This is a genomic window from Tessaracoccus zhenghani, from assembly GCF_055326325.1.
On record NZ_JBUZNQ010000005.1, the window covers coordinates 163,154 to 180,730 of the forward strand.

Annotated in this window: 17 protein-coding genes; 2 read left to right on the forward strand and 15 right to left on the reverse strand. The window is 68.9% G+C overall.

Translation table 11 applies throughout. From position 1 onward, the window contains the following. Positions 1-42: 42 nt before the first annotated feature. The 14 genes from ACZK4S_RS12145 to ACZK4S_RS12210 form a co-directional block, all read right to left on the reverse strand. Positions 43-1,221 (reverse strand): acetyl-CoA C-acyltransferase, encoded by a 1,179-nt coding sequence (locus ACZK4S_RS12145; RefSeq protein WP_463644433.1) that lies wholly within the window; start codon positions 1,219-1,221, stop codon positions 43-45. Beyond that, on the reverse strand, positions 1,218-1,865 hold the full coding sequence (locus ACZK4S_RS12150) for a 3-oxoacid CoA-transferase subunit B (RefSeq protein ID WP_463644434.1): 648 nt from the start codon (positions 1,863-1,865) through the stop codon (positions 1,218-1,220). The genes ACZK4S_RS12145 and ACZK4S_RS12150 overlap by 4 nt, the downstream gene beginning before the upstream one ends. Before the next feature lie 2 nt (positions 1,866-1,867). Next, on the reverse strand, positions 1,868-2,575 hold the full coding sequence (locus ACZK4S_RS12155) for a CoA transferase subunit A (protein WP_463644435.1): 708 nt from the start codon (positions 2,573-2,575) through the stop codon (positions 1,868-1,870). Then, positions 2,572-3,450: an alpha/beta fold hydrolase gene (locus tag ACZK4S_RS12160; protein ID WP_463644436.1), complete on the reverse strand. Its 879-nt coding sequence runs from the start codon at positions 3,448-3,450 to the stop codon at positions 2,572-2,574. The genes ACZK4S_RS12155 and ACZK4S_RS12160 overlap by 4 nt, the downstream gene beginning before the upstream one ends. Beyond that, positions 3,447-4,196 (reverse strand): 3-hydroxybutyrate dehydrogenase, encoded by a 750-nt coding sequence (locus tag ACZK4S_RS12165; RefSeq protein ID WP_076061504.1) that lies wholly within the window; start codon positions 4,194-4,196, stop codon positions 3,447-3,449. The genes ACZK4S_RS12160 and ACZK4S_RS12165 overlap by 4 nt, the downstream gene beginning before the upstream one ends. Further along, a complete protein-coding gene (locus ACZK4S_RS12170; protein WP_076061502.1) occupies positions 4,193-4,807 on the reverse strand; it encodes a TetR/AcrR family transcriptional regulator in 615 nt (204 codons plus the stop codon). Before ACZK4S_RS12170 ends, ACZK4S_RS12165 begins: the two co-directional genes overlap by 4 nt. Further along, positions 4,804-6,312, reverse strand: a complete 1,509-nt coding sequence (locus ACZK4S_RS12175; RefSeq protein WP_076061500.1) for a class I adenylate-forming enzyme family protein — start codon at positions 6,310-6,312, stop codon at positions 4,804-4,806. Before ACZK4S_RS12175 ends, ACZK4S_RS12170 begins: the two co-directional genes overlap by 4 nt. Continuing rightward, positions 6,309-7,385 carry a branched-chain amino acid ABC transporter permease gene (locus tag ACZK4S_RS12180; RefSeq protein ID WP_076061498.1) on the reverse strand — a complete coding sequence of 359 codons (1,077 nt, stop codon included), beginning with the start codon at positions 7,383-7,385 and terminating at the stop codon, positions 6,309-6,311. Before ACZK4S_RS12180 ends, ACZK4S_RS12175 begins: the two co-directional genes overlap by 4 nt. Next, on the reverse strand, positions 7,382-8,257 hold the full coding sequence (locus ACZK4S_RS12185; protein ID WP_076061496.1) for a branched-chain amino acid ABC transporter permease: 876 nt from the start codon (positions 8,255-8,257) through the stop codon (positions 7,382-7,384). Before ACZK4S_RS12185 ends, ACZK4S_RS12180 begins: the two co-directional genes overlap by 4 nt. Further along, entirely contained in the window at positions 8,254-8,958 is a 705-nt protein-coding gene (locus ACZK4S_RS12190; protein WP_463644437.1) for an ABC transporter ATP-binding protein, read from the reverse strand. Before ACZK4S_RS12190 ends, ACZK4S_RS12185 begins: the two co-directional genes overlap by 4 nt. Further along, positions 8,955-9,719, reverse strand: coding sequence for an ABC transporter ATP-binding protein (locus ACZK4S_RS12195; protein WP_220488381.1), 765 nt, complete (start codon positions 9,717-9,719; stop codon positions 8,955-8,957). Before ACZK4S_RS12195 ends, ACZK4S_RS12190 begins: the two co-directional genes overlap by 4 nt. Before the next feature lie 10 nt (positions 9,720-9,729). Beyond that, positions 9,730-11,004 carry a substrate-binding domain-containing protein gene (locus tag ACZK4S_RS12200; RefSeq protein ID WP_463644438.1) on the reverse strand — a complete coding sequence of 425 codons (1,275 nt, stop codon included), beginning with the start codon at positions 11,002-11,004 and terminating at the stop codon, positions 9,730-9,732. A 141-nt stretch (positions 11,005-11,145) separates the two neighbouring features. Further along, positions 11,146-12,681 (reverse strand): alpha/beta hydrolase, encoded by a 1,536-nt coding sequence (locus ACZK4S_RS12205; RefSeq protein WP_463644439.1) that lies wholly within the window; start codon positions 12,679-12,681, stop codon positions 11,146-11,148. A gap of 45 nt (positions 12,682-12,726) precedes the next feature. Further along, complete coding sequence (locus tag ACZK4S_RS12210) at positions 12,727-14,103, reverse strand: MFS transporter (RefSeq protein ID WP_463644440.1); 1,377 nt, start codon at positions 14,101-14,103, stop codon at positions 12,727-12,729. 151 nt (positions 14,104-14,254) lie between these two features. On the opposite strand from ACZK4S_RS12210, the gene ACZK4S_RS12215 reads away from it, so the two are divergent. Then, positions 14,255-14,497, forward strand: a complete 243-nt coding sequence (locus ACZK4S_RS12215) for a DUF6458 family protein (RefSeq protein WP_076061489.1) — start codon at positions 14,255-14,257, stop codon at positions 14,495-14,497. Between the two features lie 181 nt (positions 14,498-14,678). Further along, positions 14,679-15,965 carry a citrate synthase gene (locus ACZK4S_RS12220; RefSeq protein WP_182766720.1) on the forward strand — a complete coding sequence of 429 codons (1,287 nt, stop codon included), beginning with the start codon at positions 14,679-14,681 and terminating at the stop codon, positions 15,963-15,965. Positions 15,966-16,146: 181 nt separating this feature from the next. Here ACZK4S_RS12220 and ACZK4S_RS12225 read toward each other — a convergent pair whose 3' ends face one another. Continuing rightward, on the reverse strand, positions 16,147-17,343 hold the full coding sequence (locus tag ACZK4S_RS12225; RefSeq protein WP_463644441.1) for an IS110 family RNA-guided transposase: 1,197 nt from the start codon (positions 17,341-17,343) through the stop codon (positions 16,147-16,149). Between the last annotated feature and the right edge of the window lie 234 nt (positions 17,344-17,577).

The following is a 17,577-nucleotide window of genomic DNA, read 5'->3' on the forward strand; positions in this document are numbered from 1 at the left end:
CCCACCGCACTGCGATCGTTTCGTTCGTCCCCGCCGACACGCTCAGGGCGCGGAGAGCAGCAGCGCTTCGCCCTGGCCGCCACCTCCACACAAGGCGACACCCGCGCGCCCGGCGCCCCGACGATGCAGCTCCAACGCCGCGTGCAGTGCCAGCCGAGCGCCGGAGGCGCCGACGGGGTGGCCCAGCGCGACGGCGCCGCCGTGCAGGTTCGTCTGCTCCCACGGGTAGCCAAGCTCCTGCAGCGACGCCAACGCGACGGCGGCGAAGGCCTCGTTGATCTCGAGGAAATCCAGATCGGTCACGTCCCAGCCCGCACGGGCCAGCGCCGCGGCGAGCGCCCGGGACGGCTGCTGGTGCAGTTGCGTGTCCGGCCCGGCTACCTGGCCGGCCTCGCCCACGGAACACAGCACCGTCAACCCGTTGGCCTCCGCGTACTCGCGGCTCGTCACCACCAGCGCAGCGGCGCCGTCGGAGATCGGCGACGCGTTGCCCGCCGTGATCGTGCCGTCCTCGCGGAACGCCGGCCGCAGTTTCCCGAGCGTCTCGACGGTGGACTCGGCCCGCACGCCCTCGTCGCTGTCGAGCACCAGCGGTTCGCCGCGCCGTTGCGGGATCGACACCGGCGCGATCTCGTCGTCGAACACCCCGTCGGCCGCGGCCGCAGCAGCCCGTGCGTGGGAGTCGGCCGCCACGGCGTCCTGCTCCTCGCGCGTGAACCCGTGCCGCTCGTTGCCCTGCTCGGTGAGCAGCCCCATCGAGATGCAGTCCGCGGCGTCGTCCAGCCCGTCGGCGGCCACGGCGTCCTCCAGCGGGGACGTGCCGTACTTCACGCCGGCGCGCACCCGGGCCAGGTGCGGGGCGTTGGTCATCGACTCCATGCCGCCGGCCACGACGACGTCGGCCTCACCCAGCCGGATGATGCGCGCCGCGTTGGTCACCGCGGCCAGCCCGGAAAGGCACACCTTGTTGACCGTCTCGGCCGGCACGTTCATGCCCAGCCCGGCCGCCACCGCGGCCTGCTTCGCCGGGTTCTGTCCGCAGCCGGCCTGGATCACGTGACCCATGAACACGTACTGCACGGCCTCCGCCGCCACCCCGGCCCGCGACAGCGCGGAACGGATCGCGTGCGCCCCCAGGTCGACGGCCGTCAGCGAGGCCAGCTGGCCCAGCAACCGGCCCTGCGGGGTGCGTGCCCCGCCCACGATCACGACGTCCCTCATGCCGCTTCCTCCAGCTCCACCGAGAACTCGGCCCCGGTCATGGTCTCAATCTCATCGGCCTTATGTCCGGGGGCGATGCGTCGCAGCACCAGCCCGCCGTCGACCACGTCGAAGATGCAGAGATCGGTGATGATCCGCTGCACCACGCCCTTGCCGGTGAGCGGCAGCGTGCACTCGGCCACGATCTTCGGCGACCCGTCCTTGGCGACGTGCTCAGTCAGCACGATGACCCGGTCCGTGCCGGCCACCAGGTCCATCGCGCCGCCCATGCCCTTCACGAGCTTGCCGGGAATCTGCCAGTTCGCCAGGTCCCCGGCGCCCGAGACCTGCATCGCGCCCAGGATGGCGGCGGCCATCTTGCCGCCGCGGATCATCGCGAAGCTCGTGGCCGAATCGAAGATCGCCGCGCCCGGCAGCAGCGTCACGGTCTGCTTGCCTGCATTGATCAGGTCGGCGTCCTCGTCGCCCTCGTACGGGAACGGGCCCATCCCGAGGATGCCGTTCTCGCTCTGCAGCACCACGTGCACGCCGTCGGGCAGGTTGTTGGCCACCAGCGTGGGCATGCCGATGCCCAGGTTCACGTAGTCGCCGTCATGGAGTTCCGCGGCGGCCAACGCCGCCATCTCGTCCCTGGTCCAGGCCATGTCTAAGCCTCCTGACGCGCACGCACGGTGCGCTGCTCGATGGGCTTCTCGCGCCCGGAATACTGCGCCACGTGGTGCACGTAGACGCCGGGCAGGTGCACCGCGTCGGGGTCGATGCCGCCCAGCTCGACGATGTGCTCGGCCTCCACGAACGTCACCCGCCCCGCCGTCGCGACGTTGGGATTGAAGTTGCGGGCCGTCCGGTTGAACACCAGGTTGCCGCTCACGTCCGCGGTGTGGGCGTGCACCAGCGACACGTCGGCGACGATGGCGCGCTCCATCACGTACTCGCGGCCGTCGAAAGTGGCGGTCGGTTTCCCTTCCGCGATGATCGTGCCCACCCCCGTGGCGGTGTAGAACGCCGGGATACCGGCCCCGCCCGCACGCAGCCGCTCCGCGAGCGTGCCCTGCGGCACGAACTCCACCTCGAGCTCGCCGCTGATGTACTGCGCCATGAACGTCTTGTTCTCGCCCACGTAGGACGCCAGCACCTGGTGGACCTGGTTGTTGTCCAGCAACATCCCCAGGCCCACGCCGTCGACGCCCATGTTGTTCGACACCACGGTCAGGTCCCGGACGCCCGAATCCCGGACGATCTCAATCAGGTCCACCGGATTGCCGGACAACCCGAAGCCTCCGACGGCGAGCGTCATCCCGTCGAAGAGGTGCTCCGTCAGCACCTCGGCGATATTGGTCCGGACCTTGGTCATGGGGCCACCTCCTGGTGCAGCACGGCATCGGCGACCACGGCGGCTCCGCGTTCCGACAGCGTGATCGTGTAGTGATTGACCCCGGGCACATCCACGACGGTGAACCCGGGCAGCCGGGCCGCCCACCGCGCCGCGTAGTCAGCGGGGAAGAGCCCGCCGGGCTCGTCCATCATGCCGCGCTCTGCGCGCAGGAACACCGTGGGCACCGTCAGGTTCTGCAGCGCGTCGAGGAACGTGTTGCCCTCGGTGCGCACCAGGTCCTGGTAGTCGCCGGCCATGGCGTCGTAGCTGGTGGAGGGCCGGTAGGGGGCCTCGTCGCCGTGCAGGTCGTAGCGGACGTAGCGCTCCACGTCCGGCGTCCAGGTGGCGAAGGCGGGGTGCTGCCGCCAGAAAGCCACGTACTCCTCGGGGGAGTCGAAGCTCATCGACAGCCGTTGCGCCGCGGGGCCGAGGATCGCCTGCAGCGCGTCCTCCGGGGCGAGACCCTCGGGCATCGGCAGTGGGAGGCCGCCGTCGACCAGCACCAGCCGGTCCATGAGCTGCGGGTGCCGGTGGGCGAGCGTCACGGAGACGAACCCGCCCATCGAGTGGCCCACGGGCAGCACGTGGTGGATGCCGAGGTGCTCCAGCGCGGCGGCCACGTCGTCGGCGTGCTGCGCCATGCCGTGCGGCCCGGGCAGGGCGTTCGACCGCCCCCTGCCGCGCAGGTCCGGGGCGATGATCCGCCACCCGGGCAGGTGCCGGGCCAGAGGTTCCCAGGCGCGCGACGACGAGGTGATGCCGTGCACGGCGAGCACCGTGCCCACGGGGTCCGACGAGGGTTCCCAGACGTGGCAGTAGAGCCCGCCGGGCACCGTGACGTCTCGGCGGCTCATCGCGCGATCCACCCGCCGTCCATGACATAGCTGGCGCCGGTGGCCATGCGGCCGTGTGGGCCGGCGAGGAACGACACCAGCGCGCCCAGGTCGCCGGGCTCCACGAACTCCTTGACCGCGGGCTGCACCAGCATCACCTTCTCGATCACCTCGGCCTCCGAGATGCCGTGCGTCCTGGCCTGGTCCGCCACCTGGCCCTCGACGAGCGGGGTGCGCACGTAGCCCGGGTTGACGCACACGGAGGTGACGCCGTGCGGGCCGCCCTCCAACGCCGTCACCTTCGACAGCCCTTCCAAGCCGTGCTTGGCCGACACGTAGGCAGACTTGAACGGCGAGGCCACCAGGCCGTGCACCGACGAGATGTTGATGATGCGGCCGAACCCCTGCGCGTACATGTGCGGCAGCGCCGCGCGGATGAGCAGGAACGGCGCCTCCAGCATGATGCGGTGCAGCAGCCGGAACGCGGCCGGGTCGAAGTCCTCGATGGGGGAGACCCGCTGGATGCCGGCGCAGTTGACGAGGATGTCGCAGTCGAGGCTCAGGTCCTCGAGCGCGGCGGTGTCGGACAGGTCGACGACCCAGGCCTCGCCGCCCAGTTCCTCGGCGGTCTCGCGCGCGGCGGCCTCGTTGAGATCAGCGACGACGACGCGTGCGCCGTCGGCGGCCAACGCCTGTGCGCAGGCGAGCCCGATGCCGCTGGCGCCGCCGGTGACGAGGGCCTTCCGGCCGCTCAGTGGGGTGCTCATGCGTGTCCTCCTCGAGGTTGCAGTGCGTTGGTGACGAAGTCCATGACGGCCTCGAACACGTCGTCGGGGATCTTGGCCGCCGGATGGCCGGCGTCCCAGCTGAGGTAGCGCATGCCCACCACCTCGCCGACGCCCATCAGCGCCCACGCAGCCACCTCCGGGTTGGCGACGGAGATCTCAGCCCGCCCGGCCGCCTCGGCCAACGCCTCGGCGTAGCCCTCGAAGATGCGGGTGTAGTGGGTGCGCATCGCGTCGGGGGCCACGAACCAGGCCTCGCGGATGAGGGGGTAGACCTCGGGGTGCTCGGCGAGGAAGTCGAAGTAGGCGCGGAACCCGCCGCGTTCTGCTTCGAGGCGGTTGGTGGCGCCCTCGCTGCCCTGGCGCATGGCGTTGCGCAGCTGGCGGTTCAGGTCGACGACCACCTCGTGGTAGAGCTCAGCCTTGCCGGGGAAGTAGAGGTAGAAGGTGCCCATGGCGACGCCCGCGCCCTCCGTGATCTTCACGATCGACGCCTCGTGGTACCCGTGCGTGGCGAACGCGGTGCGCGCCGAATCCAGGATCTTCGCCTTGGTGCGCTCGCCACGTGCGGTGCGGGGGGTGGTGGTCGTCATCGGCGACTCTCTTCTCTCAGTGCCCGGCGGCTGACCTTGTCGATACCGGCGGTGGGCAGGGCGTCGGCGAAGGTGATCCTCGCCGGGGCTTTGAAGGCGGCCAGTTGCGCCCGCACGTGGGCGATCAGCTCGGCGCTGTCCGCCGTCGCGCCCGGGCGCAGCACCACGTGGGCGTGGCCCACCTCGCCCCAGACGTCGTCCGGCACGCCGACGACGGCGGCCTGGGCGACCGCGGGGTGCGTCAGCAACGCTTCCTCCACCTCGACGGGAGCGATGTTCTCGCCCCCGGAGATGTACACATCGTCGGTGCGGCCGAGGATGGTGTAGTAACCGGCCTCGTCGCGGGTGGCGAGGTCGCCGGTGTGCAGCCAGCCCTCGCGCAGTGCGTCGTCGGTGGCGACGGGGTCGCCGAGGTAGCCGGCGAACAGCCCGGGGCCCCGCACCAGCAGTTCCCCGGTGCCCGGGCCGACGACAGGCTCACCGTTGACCGGCTCTGCCAGCGCCACCTCCACGTGGGGGTAGGGTCGCCCGGCGGAGCCCACGCGGTCGAGGGCGTCCTCGGGCGGGAGGCAGAGCACGTTGGGGCCGGCCTCGGTGAGCCCGTAGCCCTGGGTGAGGCGCACGCCCCGGGCGTGCCAGGTGCGCAGCACGGCGGCCGAGGCGGGAGCGCCGCCCACGACGGCGGTGCGTAACGTAGAGAGGTCGGTCTCGGCGAAGGTGTACTCCTCGCTGAGCCGCCGGTAGTGCGTGGGCACGCCCATCATGGCGGTGATGCCGCGCGCGGGGATGAGCTGCAGGATGCGGCGGGCGTCGAACGTGCGCTCCAGCACGACGGTGGCGCCGACGGACCAGGCCAGCAGCGGCTGCACGTTCCACCCGCCGGCGTGGTGCTGGGGCAGCACCGAGAGCACCACGTCGTCGCGGTTCAGCGGCACCACACGCGAGAAGGACAGGTTGGTCCAGAAGCACGTGTCGTGGGTGAGGACGGCGGCCTTGGGGCGGCCGGTGCTGCCGGAGGTGAAGATGATCAGCAGGGGGTCGTCGTTGTGGGGCCCGCGCCGCGGACCGGCCGGCGTGTGGTGGGCGCGGGGCGGCACGCCGTAGGTGTCGAACCTGGCGGTGTTGATGGGCTCCGGCAGCAGGGCCAGCCCTTCCCCGGCGACGGTGGCGTAGGCGTCCTCGACGACCACCAGCATCGGATCGGCGACCCTCAGGGCGTGGGCCAGTTCACCCGGCGCCGAGCGCCAGGACAGCGGGACGAGCGCGATGCCCAGCCGGGCACAGGCGAAGAACCAGACCACGTGATCGGTGCTGCTGCCGGTGACGGTGGCGATGCGGTCGCCCGCGCGGTAGCCGCCGCGGGTGAGCCGCTCAGACAACCGCCCGACGCGGCGCTCCAGGCCGGCATAGGTGGTGCCGACGCCGCGGTCGTCGACGGCCACCCTGTCCGGGTAGGAGCGGGCGCTGTCAGTGAGCCAGCGGTCGATCGTGTGGTCCGTGTTCACGCGATGTCCTCCAGTGCCTCGCGGCCCTCGCGGGCGCGTCGGCGACCCGTGAGGCGGTTGAGCGTGCCGGACACGCCGCCGGGCAGGAACAGCACGATCAGGATGAACAACGTCCCCAGGATGAACATGGGCTCCGACAACGGGATGCGCAGGATGGCCGGCAGGTCCGCGATGGCCGGCGAGCTGGCCAGCGCGTTGAGGCGCTGGTTGAGCAGCGTGTAGATGATGGCGCCGACGACGGCCCCCCACCGGGAACCCACACCGCCGAGCACCACCATGGTGAGCAGCGAGATGGTGAACTCGGTGGACACCGCCGTCGCGGAGGCGCCGGATTGGAGCAGCAGGAACACCATGCCGGTGAACGTGGCCAACGTGCCGCCGACGGCGAACGCGATGAGCTTGACCAGGTACGGGCGGCCACCCAGCACGCGGACGCGGGTGTCGTTCTCGCGCACCGCGGCGACGTTGTGGCCCAGCCGGGAGTTCTCGATCCAGGCGACGATCACGTAGACGACGGCGACGGTGATGAGCGCCACCCAGTACAGGTTGCGGGTGTTGATGACGCCGATGAGGAAATCCGGCACGTTGTCGCTGGCCATGGACAGGCCCTCTTCGCCGCCGGTGAGGCGGCCGGGGTTCCGGCGCACCAGCACGTTGCCGGCCTGCGCGAAGGCCAGCGTCACCATGGCGAACGAGATGCCGCTGACCCGCAGGCTGATCGCGCCCAGCACGTTGGCGACGAAGATGCCGATGACCAGCACCACGGCCGCCGCCCCCAGCAGGGGGAGCTCGGTGTTGCGCAGCACGATGGCCAGGCCGTACACGCCCACGCCGAAGTACAGCGCGTGGCCGAACGACAGCAGGCCGGCGACGCCGAAGATCAGGTGGTAGGACAGCACGACGGCCACCATCAGCATGGTGAACGCCATCAGGTGCATGGAACCGGCCGAATACGTGGGGCCGGGCAGGATGCCGAGGCCGGGGATGGCCAGCAGCGGCGCCACGAACAGGGCGACGACGACGACCAGGGCGATCAGGTAGCCGCGGCCTTCGCGGGGGAGGAGCCTCTTCATGCTGCGGCCTTTCCGAGGAGGCCCTGGGGGCGGACGAGCAGGACGACGCCGAGCAGCAGCACGACGATGAAGTCGCCGACGCCGAGGTAGAAGTTGGCGAACTGCTGGAGCAGCGCCACCAGCACCGACGCGATGGCCGCCCCGGCGAGGGACCCCATGCCGCCGATGACGGTGACGATGAACGCGAAGATCAGGAGCGAGCCGCCGAGCAGCGGCGAGACGTAGCCGAAGAAGTGGCTGGCGAGCACGCCGCCGATGCCGGCCGCGATGCCGCCGATGGTGAACACCAGCGTGAACGCCTTGCGCACGTCGATGCCGAGCGCGGTGACCATCGAGCGGTTCTCGACGCCGGCGCGGATGATCAGCCCGTAGCGCGTCTTGTTGAGGAACAGCACCAGGCCGCCCAGCACGATGAGCGCCGCCAGGATGGTGACGAAGCGGTCGTTGGGGATGCGGGCGCCGAGGATCTCGGTGGTCTCGCGCAGCCAGCCGCTGGAATCCAGGAAGATCGGGTCCGGCCCCCAGATGCCCTCGAACAGCGCCACGGTGGCCAGTGACAGGCCCACCGTGACGAGCAGTTGCTCGATGTGGCGTTTATAGAGCGGCCGGATGAGCAGCAGTTCGGTGGCGGCGGCGAAGAGGCCGCCCACCACCGCGCCCACCAGGATGGAGCCGAAGAAGCCGGCGAACGTGCCGGCACCCAGCCGTCGGCCCACCTCGAACCCGGCGAACGCGGAGAGGGTGAGGAACGAGCCGTGGGCGAAGTTCAACACGCCCATCAGGCCGTAGATCAGGCTGAGGCCGGAGGCCACCAGGAAGTACAGGGCGCCGAGGCCCAGCCCGGTGAAGGTCAACAGGACGAGCGTGCTCACTTCGTGGCCTCCCCATGGACGCCGAGGAACCGCTGGACACGTTCGGTGTCGTCGAGCAGTTCGCGGGCGTCGCCGGTATGGACGACGCGGCCGGAGTCGATGACGATGACGCGGCTCGCGAGACGGTTGATGACCTGCAGGTTCTGTTCCACCAGCAGGATCGGGACGGTGCGGGCGGCCTCGTCGAGGACGGCGGCCACCTGCTGGACGATCTTCGGCGCCAACCCCTTCGTCGGTTCGTCGATGAGGAGGAGCCGGTTGTCGTTGATCAGCGCGCGGCCGAGCGACACCATCTGCTGCTGGCCACCGGAGAGGGTGCCGGCCCGCTGCTGCGCGCGCTGCTTGAGCTCCGGGAACAGCTGGTGGACGAACTCCCAGCGGGGCTCGTCCTGGCGCGCGGCGAGCGTGAGGTTCTCCTGCACGGTCAGCATGCTGAAGACCTCGCGGTCCTCCGGCACGTAGCCGATGCCGCGCTGGACGATGCGGTGGGTGGGTTCGTGGTCGATGCGTTCGCCGTCGAAGGTGACGGTGCCGGTGCGGTCGTAGAGGCCGAGGATGCCCTTGAGGGTCGACGACTTGCCGACGCCGTTGCGGCCCAGCACGGCGGTGACCCCGCTGGCGGGCACCTCGAACGTGATGTCCTCGACGACCTGCTGGCCGCCGACGGTGGCGCGGAGGTGCTCAACGGTGAGCAGGCTCATGCGATGTCTCCCAGGTAGGCCGACTGCACCGTCGGGTTGGCCATGATGGCGCCGGGCTCGTCGAACGCGAGGAGTTCGCCGTGGTGCATGACGGCGACCCTGCTGACCAGGCCGAGCACCACCTCGAGGTGGTGTTCGACGATCATGACGGTCTTGCCCAGGTTGTTGAGGTCGCGGATGACCTCGGTGAGCCCCGGCACGTCGGCGTGCGCCACGCCGGCCATGGGCTCGTCGAGGAGGATCACGCTGGGGTCCTGGGCGAGGAGGACGGCGATCTCGAGCTTGCGCTTGTCGCCGTGGCTGAGGTCGCCGGCGAAGCTGCGGCGGGACCCCAACTGCACGATGTCGAGCATCTCGCGGGCAAGACGGGTGGCGTCGTCAGCGCTGCGCGGGAACTTCAGGATGGAGAGCGAGCCGCCGAGGCGCTGTTGCGCCGCGAGCCGTACGTTCTCCAGGACGGACAACCGTGGGAACAGGCTGGAGGTCTGGAAGGTGCGGCCGAGGCCGGCCCTGGCCCGGGACGCCACTGAGTGTTTCGTTACGTCCCTGCCCAGGAGGAGCACCCGGCCACTGCTGGCCGGATTGATGCCGCTGATCAGGTTGAACAGCGACGTCTTGCCCGCACCGTTGGGGCCGATGACCCCCACCATTTCCCCGGGGGCGACGGCCAGACTCACGTCCCGCACGATGCGTGCGCCGCCCACCTGCCAGCAGAGGTCCCGGACCTCCAGCGCTGGTCCCACAGTTGTCACTTGCATCATCAGGATCCGCTCACGACGCTTCCGGCGGGGCCACGTCGGCGCCGTCCATGGTTTCGACGAGCTCAGGCACCCACTGGCCGCCCTCGTCCTTGAGCTTCACCACGAACATCGGCTGGATCATGGCGTGGTCCGATGCCCGGATCTGCTGCGGACCCTTCGGGGCGTCGAATTCCCAGCCCTCGAGCGAGGCGATCATCTCTTCGACGTCGTCCCCGCCGCCCTCGCGCACTGCCTGGACGATCATCTGCGCGGCGACGAAACCGTCGGGCGAGAACAGATCGGCCTGGTGGCCACCCTCGTCGAGGAACGACACCATCGCGTCGTTGACCTCGTTGTCCGGGGCATCGGGGAAGTAGTGGTTGAGGAAGTTGATCTTGTCGGAGGCCTCACCGTACGCGCCGTAGGTGGAGAGGTCGCCGAGGCCGGTCATCACGTTGGTGCTCTCCAGCACGCCCTGCTGCGACAGCGCCTGCCACATCGCGCCGGAGGTGGCTCCCGCCCAGGCCACGAAGACCAGATCGGGCTTCGCGTCGAGGATGCGGGCGGCGAAGGGGGTGAACTCGGTTTCCGCCTCAGGCACCAGCAGCTCGGAGACCGTGGCGCCCTTGGCCTCCAGGATCGCCTTGGCCGCTGCCACGTTGCCCTGACCGAACGCGCTGTTCTGCGCGAACACGAGCACCTTGGAGCCCTCAGAGATCTGGCCCGAGGTGGTGGCGACGTCCTGCAGCGACTGGCGGCCGGAGCGGAACGTGTAGCGGTTGATGCCGGTGATGGCGTCGGCCGCGGCCGGGCCGGAGATGTAGAGCACCTTGTTCTGCTCGGCCTGCTCGGCGAGCGGCCCGGCGACACCGGAGGAAACCGTGCCGCCCATGATCCTGGTGCCGTTGCCGATGGCCTCCTTGGCCGCGGCGACTGCCTTGTCGGGGTCACCGCCGTCGTCGGTGTAGGTGATCTCGAGTTCGCGGCCGTCGACGGCGCCGGAGCCGTCGGTGGCGTAGTCAAGGCCTGCCTGGAAGCCCTGGTAGTAGGTCTCGCCGTAGGCGGCGAGAGGGCCGGTCTTGGAGTAGATGATGGCGACCTTCACGGGGTCGCCGGTGGCGACCTCGGAGGTGCTGGCCGATGCGCTGCCGCTGGCCGTGGTTTCGCCGCCGGCGCTCTCGGAGGCGGTGGTCCCGCCACCGGCCGAGGTTTCGGCCGGAGCGGGGGTGGTGCTGGGCGCACAGGCGGCCAGCATCATTGACAGGCCCACAGCTACTGCTGCGAGTACGGGCTTCTTTGTCCGCATGGTGTTCCTTCCGCTGAACATGAAAGGTGATTCAGGTATGAGGATCGTGCCCTGTGCGGAGAGAGCGTGTCAAGGTTTTCAGGTCACATTTCGATCACGACGGGTGAGCGACGCGGGATCGCCGTCGCGGGGACGCCCTCGCTACTGCGCGGCCAGTTGGTGCAGGTGGTCATGGATGACCTCCCACACCGCCGGGTCACTCATGGGGCGGAAGTGGCCCTCGACGCTCAGGGTGACGTTCGTGGCGTCGTCGAGATGCGAGCCGCCCGGGATCATCTGGTCGAACGCGGGGGCCAGGGACACGATCCGACGGTTGACCTCGCGCTCGGCGATGAGCGCGGCCAGCTCCGGGTGTTCCGGGTGGAACAGCCCCAGCGGGGAGCGGCGGAGCAGGAACATCCGCTGCACGCGGTTCCACAGCTGCGAGCCACTGAACGGCGTCGCCACGGCCACCATGCCGGTCAGCACGCCGTCGGATCTGGGGCTGAGCAGCATGGCCTTGCCGATGAGCCCGCCCTTGGAATGTGCGACGACGACGGCGTCGCGCACCTCGAGGGATTCCAGCGCGTCGAGGCCCTGGGTGACGGAGGCCGTGAGCCCCCGCAGGTTCCAGCCGAGCGCGGGCAGTTGGTGGACGGTGTGCCCGTGCGAGACGAGCCACTGCTGCAGCGGCGCCAGGTAGCGCGGGTTCTCCAGGATGCCGGGGATGAGGACGACGGCCGGGCCGGTGCAGTCGCCTGGGGAGCCGGACGTCTCATCCCTGGGGGCACGGAGCGAGAGGTACTGGTCGCGCAGCGCCACCGCCCAGTCCTGGGCGGCGACCCGGACCGACCGGGGGCTGCGGAGTACCGACCAGGCAGAGACGGGCGGGTGGGGCGAAGCCTCGCCGGATCCAGATGCGGCGTCGTCGCGGACCCCGGATCCAGATGTGGGGTCCTCCGGCCCGCACGGGGCCAGGATCAGCTCGGCCACCCTCTCGGCGTGGGTGTGCATCGCCTGGTGCGCGCCCGGCACCACGGCGACCTGGGTGCGACCCCCGGCCCGATCAGCCAGCTCCTCCAGCCAGCGGCGCGGCGCCATCAGATCGAGTTCGCCCGCCACGAGCAGCGTCTCGACGTGGGTCAGGGAGATCCGGTCCTCGATGGGGTAGTTCAGCATCGCGGGGAAGATCTGCCACATCCACTTCGGCCCGCAGCTGAGGAAGGCCCGGACCGACGCGGCCGCCGAGCTGGGCTTCTCCTTCAGCGCCGACTGGCTGAACTGGCGCACGAGGGTGCGCGCCCGGCGGCTCGTGCGGTCGACCACCGGCGACAGCAGCACCATGCGGGAGCAGAGCCCGGGTTGCTGGGCCTCCGCCTCGACGACCACCTGGGCACCCATCGAGTGCCCGATCCACACGGCCCCCTCGACGCCCAACTCGGCCACCGCGCGGCGGGCCAGCGTGGCGAACTCGGCGATCCGCAGCGTCTGGTCCGGCTCTGGGGTGGGCCCGAAGCCGGGCAGGTTGAGCAGCACCAGCCGGCCGCCGCGCCCCAGCGCCTCGGCCAACGGCTCGAAGTAGCTGGACGCCACCCCCAGCCCGTGCACCAGCACGAGGGTGCGAGCGTGGTCACCGGTAGACGTGAGGGCCTGCAGGTGGAAGCCGTCCACGTCGATCGAGGTGCTCGTCAGATGCATCGCCCCAGCGTAATCACCCGACGGGGCGCCCGGCCCCGTCCGGGGTCAGCCCACGCGGGCGGCGGCGAGCTCGTCCTCGGGAGGCAGCGTGTGCTTCGGCGGCTCCTTCACGAACAGCGCCACGATCAGGCCGATCAGCAGCACCAGGACGATGCCGAGGATGCCCCAGTGCTGCGCGGACTCCTCGTCGCCGGCGCCCGTCACCGCGAGCCCGAGCGCGATCGCCAGGCCGAACATGAGCGGGGCCAGGAAGCTCACGGCCCGGCCCGTCGTCGCGTAGAGGCCGAACATCTCGCCGCTCATGCCCTTCGGGATGAGGCGGGCGAGGAAGGAACGGCTGGCGGACTGCGCCGGGCCCACGAACAGGCACATGGCCAGGCCGAGGCCCCAGAACACGGGCTTGCCGCCGTCGTGGAACACGAACACGCCGAGGCCGAGCAGCACCAGCGCGACGAGCGAGCCGATGATCACGCTCTTGGGGCCGAGGCGGTCGTCGAGCAGGCCGAAGAGGATCGTCGAAACGCCGGCCACGACATTGGCGGCCACGCCGAAGATCACCACCTCGCTGAACTCGAACCCGAAGGTGCCGGCCGCAAGCACGCCACCGAAGGTGAAGACGCCAGCCAACCCGTCGCGGAAGAGTGCCGCGGCGATCAGGAAGAACAGCGTGTTGGGCGCGGTGCGGGCCAGCCGCTTGATGGAGCTGAAGAGGGCCCGGTAGGAGCCGACGATGCCCAGCGACGGGGCGGGATGCGCCGGCCGACGGTCCTTGATCGCGATGAAGATCGGGATGGAGAAAACCAGCGTCCAGGCACCACACAGCAGCATCGACAGGCGCACCTGGTCCGCGTCGAAGCCGGAGCCCATGAGCGCGATGATGAGCAGCAGGATGGAGATGCCGCCCAGGTAGCCGAGGCCCCATCCGAGGCCGGAGACGCGGCCCACGTTGCGCGGAGTCGACACCTGGTCGATGGCCGCGTAGTAGTTGACGTTGGCGATCTCCGAGACCACGTTGCCCGCGCCCAGCAGGATGGCGCCCAGCAGGAAGTACTCAGGCGCGGGGGCGACGAAGTACATCGCGGCGCAGATGGCGGCCAACAGCCAGGTCTGCCACCTGAGGTGGAACATCCGCTTGCCGGAACGGTCTGATCCCTGGCCGAGCACCGGGGCCAACAGGGCGATGAAAAGCCCTGCGATACCCGTGGCCCACGCCAGTTTCATCGTGACCTCGTCCTTCGGGCCGAAAGACGAACTGGTCAGGTACACCGCGAAGACGAAGGTGGTGATGACCGTGGCGAAAGGCTGTGTTCCCCAATCCCACAGCGCCCAGGAAAAGACCTTGCCCTTACTGGCCTTCGCCGAGGAAAGGGCACCGGTCGTCTCGGGCGACGGCGTGACGGCTGGAACTGCGGATGTGCTCACCAGCGCAGATTAACGCGCGCGAGTTAACTTTCGGTGAACCCATGCCAACACACCCAAAAGTATGAGAGAAACCCCATATACCTGCCAGTGGAAAGACGTTACGGTGATTATGTGGGCTGCCGTCCACGCGAAACTGAAACAAGGAGGAACCATGCGAATCGGTTCTGGCATCATCCTCATGGCCATCGGCGCCATCCTGGTGTGGGCCGTCGATGCTGAGGTGCCTTACGTCAGCCTCGACATCATCGGCTACATCCTGATCGCCGCCGGCGTCATCGGGCTCATCTGGGCACTTCTGGCCTCGCAGCGCACCCGCGTCACCGAGGCCCGCACCGTCCAGGATCCCAACACGGGCGAGACGGTGCACCGCGCTGAATCGCACGACGGTCTCTGATTAGAACTCAACACAAAGGGTCCGCTCCTTCGGGGGCGGACCCTTCGTCTTGGTGGGACCCCTCCAGACGTGGACGATCGATTTTGTGCACTCGATCCAAGTTGTAAGGTGGGGGCGCAGCCATAGGAACCCACACCGGCGCCCACGACGGTCGCACGGGAGTAGAAGGAAAGGCATACGCATGACCGACAACGGAGTCCTCAAATACGGGGATCTCGAGCTCGATCTGCCGATCGTGGAGGCCACACAGGGAAACAACGGTTTCGACGTCAGCAAACTGCTGTCGAGCACGGGGCTCACCACCCTGGACCCTGGCTTCGTTAACACAGCGTCGTGCACTTCGGCCATCACATTCATCGACGGCGACAAGGGGGTGCTGCAGTACCGCGGTTACCCCATCGAACAGCTCGCAGAGAAGGCCACGTTCATCGAAGTGGCCTACCTGCTGATCTACGGCGAACTGCCCACCCAGGCCCAGCTCGACGAGTTCTACGGCAAGATCTCCCGCCGCATGACCCTCGACGAGCGACTCCGTGAGTTGTACCGCAGCTTCCCGCGCGGCGCCCACCCCATGCAGGTGCTCGCTGCCGGTGTCACGGCGTTGGGCGCGTTCCACCGCGAACACCTCGACGTGCACAACCCGGAGCACGTGGAGGAGTCGTCGCTCAGGCTCCTCGGCTCCATGCCGACGCTGGCGGCCTACGCCTACAAGTCGTCCATCGGCGCGCCGTTCCTGTACCCCCAGACCAAGCTGGGCTACGTCGAGAACTACCTCCGCCTCTCCTTCGGCACGCCGTCGGAGGAGTACGAGATCGACCCGGACGTCGTACGTGCCTTCGAAACGCTGTTCATCCTCCACGCAGACCACGAGCAGAACGCCTCCACCTCGACGGTGCGCCTCGTCGGCTCTGCAGACGCCAACATCTACGCCTCCATGAGCTCCGGTGTGGCGGCCCTGTCCGGCCCGCTGCACGGCGGCGCCAACCAGGCGGTCCTCGAGATGCTGCGCGAGATCAGCGCCGAAGGCCTCAACATCAAGGACTTCGTGTCCCAGGTGAAGGACAAGAAGTCCGGCGTGAAGCTCATGGGCTTCGGCCACCGCGTGTACAAGAACTACGACCCGCGGGCCAAGATCATCAAGGGCCACGCCGACACGCTCCTGCGCAGCACTGACAAGAACAACCACCTCCTCGACATGGCCCTGGAGCTGGAGGAGACGGCGCTGAACGATGAGTACTTCATCGAACGCAAGCTGTATCCGAACGTCGACTTCTACACGGGCCTGATCTACGAGGCGATGGGCTTCCCCGCGTCGCACTTCACCGCTCTGTTCGCCCTCGGACGGCTCCCAGGCTGGATCGCGCAGTGGCGTGAGCAGCACGCAGACCCGCACCGCAAGATCGGCCGCCCGCGCCAGATCTACGTTGGTGAGAAGGAACGCGACTACCGGCCGATCAACGAACGCTGATCCCGTCAAACCGCCTCTGACAAGGGCCCTGGTATACCAGGGCCCTTGTTTTGTGTCCGTTGGCCCGCAACGACCTACTTCGTCCGCGCAAACAACTGATTCCCGCACCCTGAAGGTAGGGCCGGGTTCATCATGGTGGTACTGGACCGCATGCTATTGGGGGGTGTCCCTATGGTTCCTGTCAAGCCGCGGCTGGAGTCCGGGGTTGGTAGAAGCTGCCGTTGCGGAGCATGGCGTGGAGGACATCGACGCGTCGTCGGGCTAGGCAGATGATCGCGGCGTTGTGTTTCTTCCCAGCGGCGCGTTTCCGGTCGTAGTAGGCGCGGGAGTCGGGGTCGTGGAGGGCAGCGAAGGCTGACAGGAACAAGGCCCGTTTGAGGTGTTTGTTCCCTGCTCGCGAGGGGTGTTCGCCTCGGATGCTGCTGCCAGATCTGCGGGTGACAGGGGCCAGGCCGGCGTAGGCGGCGAGGTGTCCTGCGGTGGGGAATGCTGTGCCGTCGCCGATGTCGAGGAGGAGTCTGGCTGCGGTCCTGATGCCGACTCCGGGCATTGACATCAGGAGTTGGGAAAGAGGGTGGGCATCGAGGGCCTCCTCAACCTGTTTCGCGGCTGCAGCGCGTTGGGCCAGGAGTCCTTGGAGTTGGGCAGCCAGTTGGGGCAACACCAGCTCGGCGGCGCGGGTGCCAGGAACAACTACGGTCTGCTCGGTCAGGGCTTTGATGATCGCGTCGACGAGCCGGGTGTGCATTCGGGGCGCCAACGGTTTCGTCGTGGTGGTCAGGCGTCGCCTGCCCGCGGCAGCGAGGCCTGTCGGGCCGCCGAACTTTGCCAACAGGGCGAGGACCGCGGGGTGGCCGATGTTGGCGCCGATGGCGCGTTCGAGGGCGGGATGGATCTGGGTGAGCATGCCGCGGATCCGGTTCGAGACGCGGTTGACTTCGCTGGCCAGGTCGTCGTCGAACCCAACGATCACAGCCAAGTCGGCGATGAGGTCATCGTCGCCGCCGACGCGTCGCAGCGCGTGGGGCATGGTGCGGCCGGCCTCAGCGATGATGAACGCGTCACGGGCGTCGGTTTTCGCGTTGCCCGGGTGGAGATCAGCGATGCGGCGCATCGCCAGCCCGGGCAGATAGGCGACCTCGATACCCATCGCTCGAGCGACGGTCACAGGCAGTGCCCCGATCGTGGCGGGCTGGTCCACGATCACCAACACCGACCCATGGACGGTGAGCTTGTCGAACACCTCGCGCAGGGCAGCCTCGTCTTGGGGCAGGGCCTTGTCATGCAGACGTCTCCCGGCGCTGTTGAGCGCGGTGGCATGGTGGTGTTCCTTGCCTACATCGAGGCCGACGAATACGTCGAACCGGTCTTGGTCCATGACAGTCCTCCTTAGGACCTAATTCTGGTCACCAAGTCGGGCGAAGATCGTCGGCACCCACGTTACGAAGAGACCACGCTGTCGATGCAGCGGGCCGTGTCCCTATCAGCGATCAACCCACGCCACCAGAACCCGGTGACAACACCCCCCGGATCATCTATGACAGGGGCAGTAAGTCATGCCGGGCCTGGTGACCAGAACCCCGACCATCGGGGCTACCTAGAAGGTAACGGG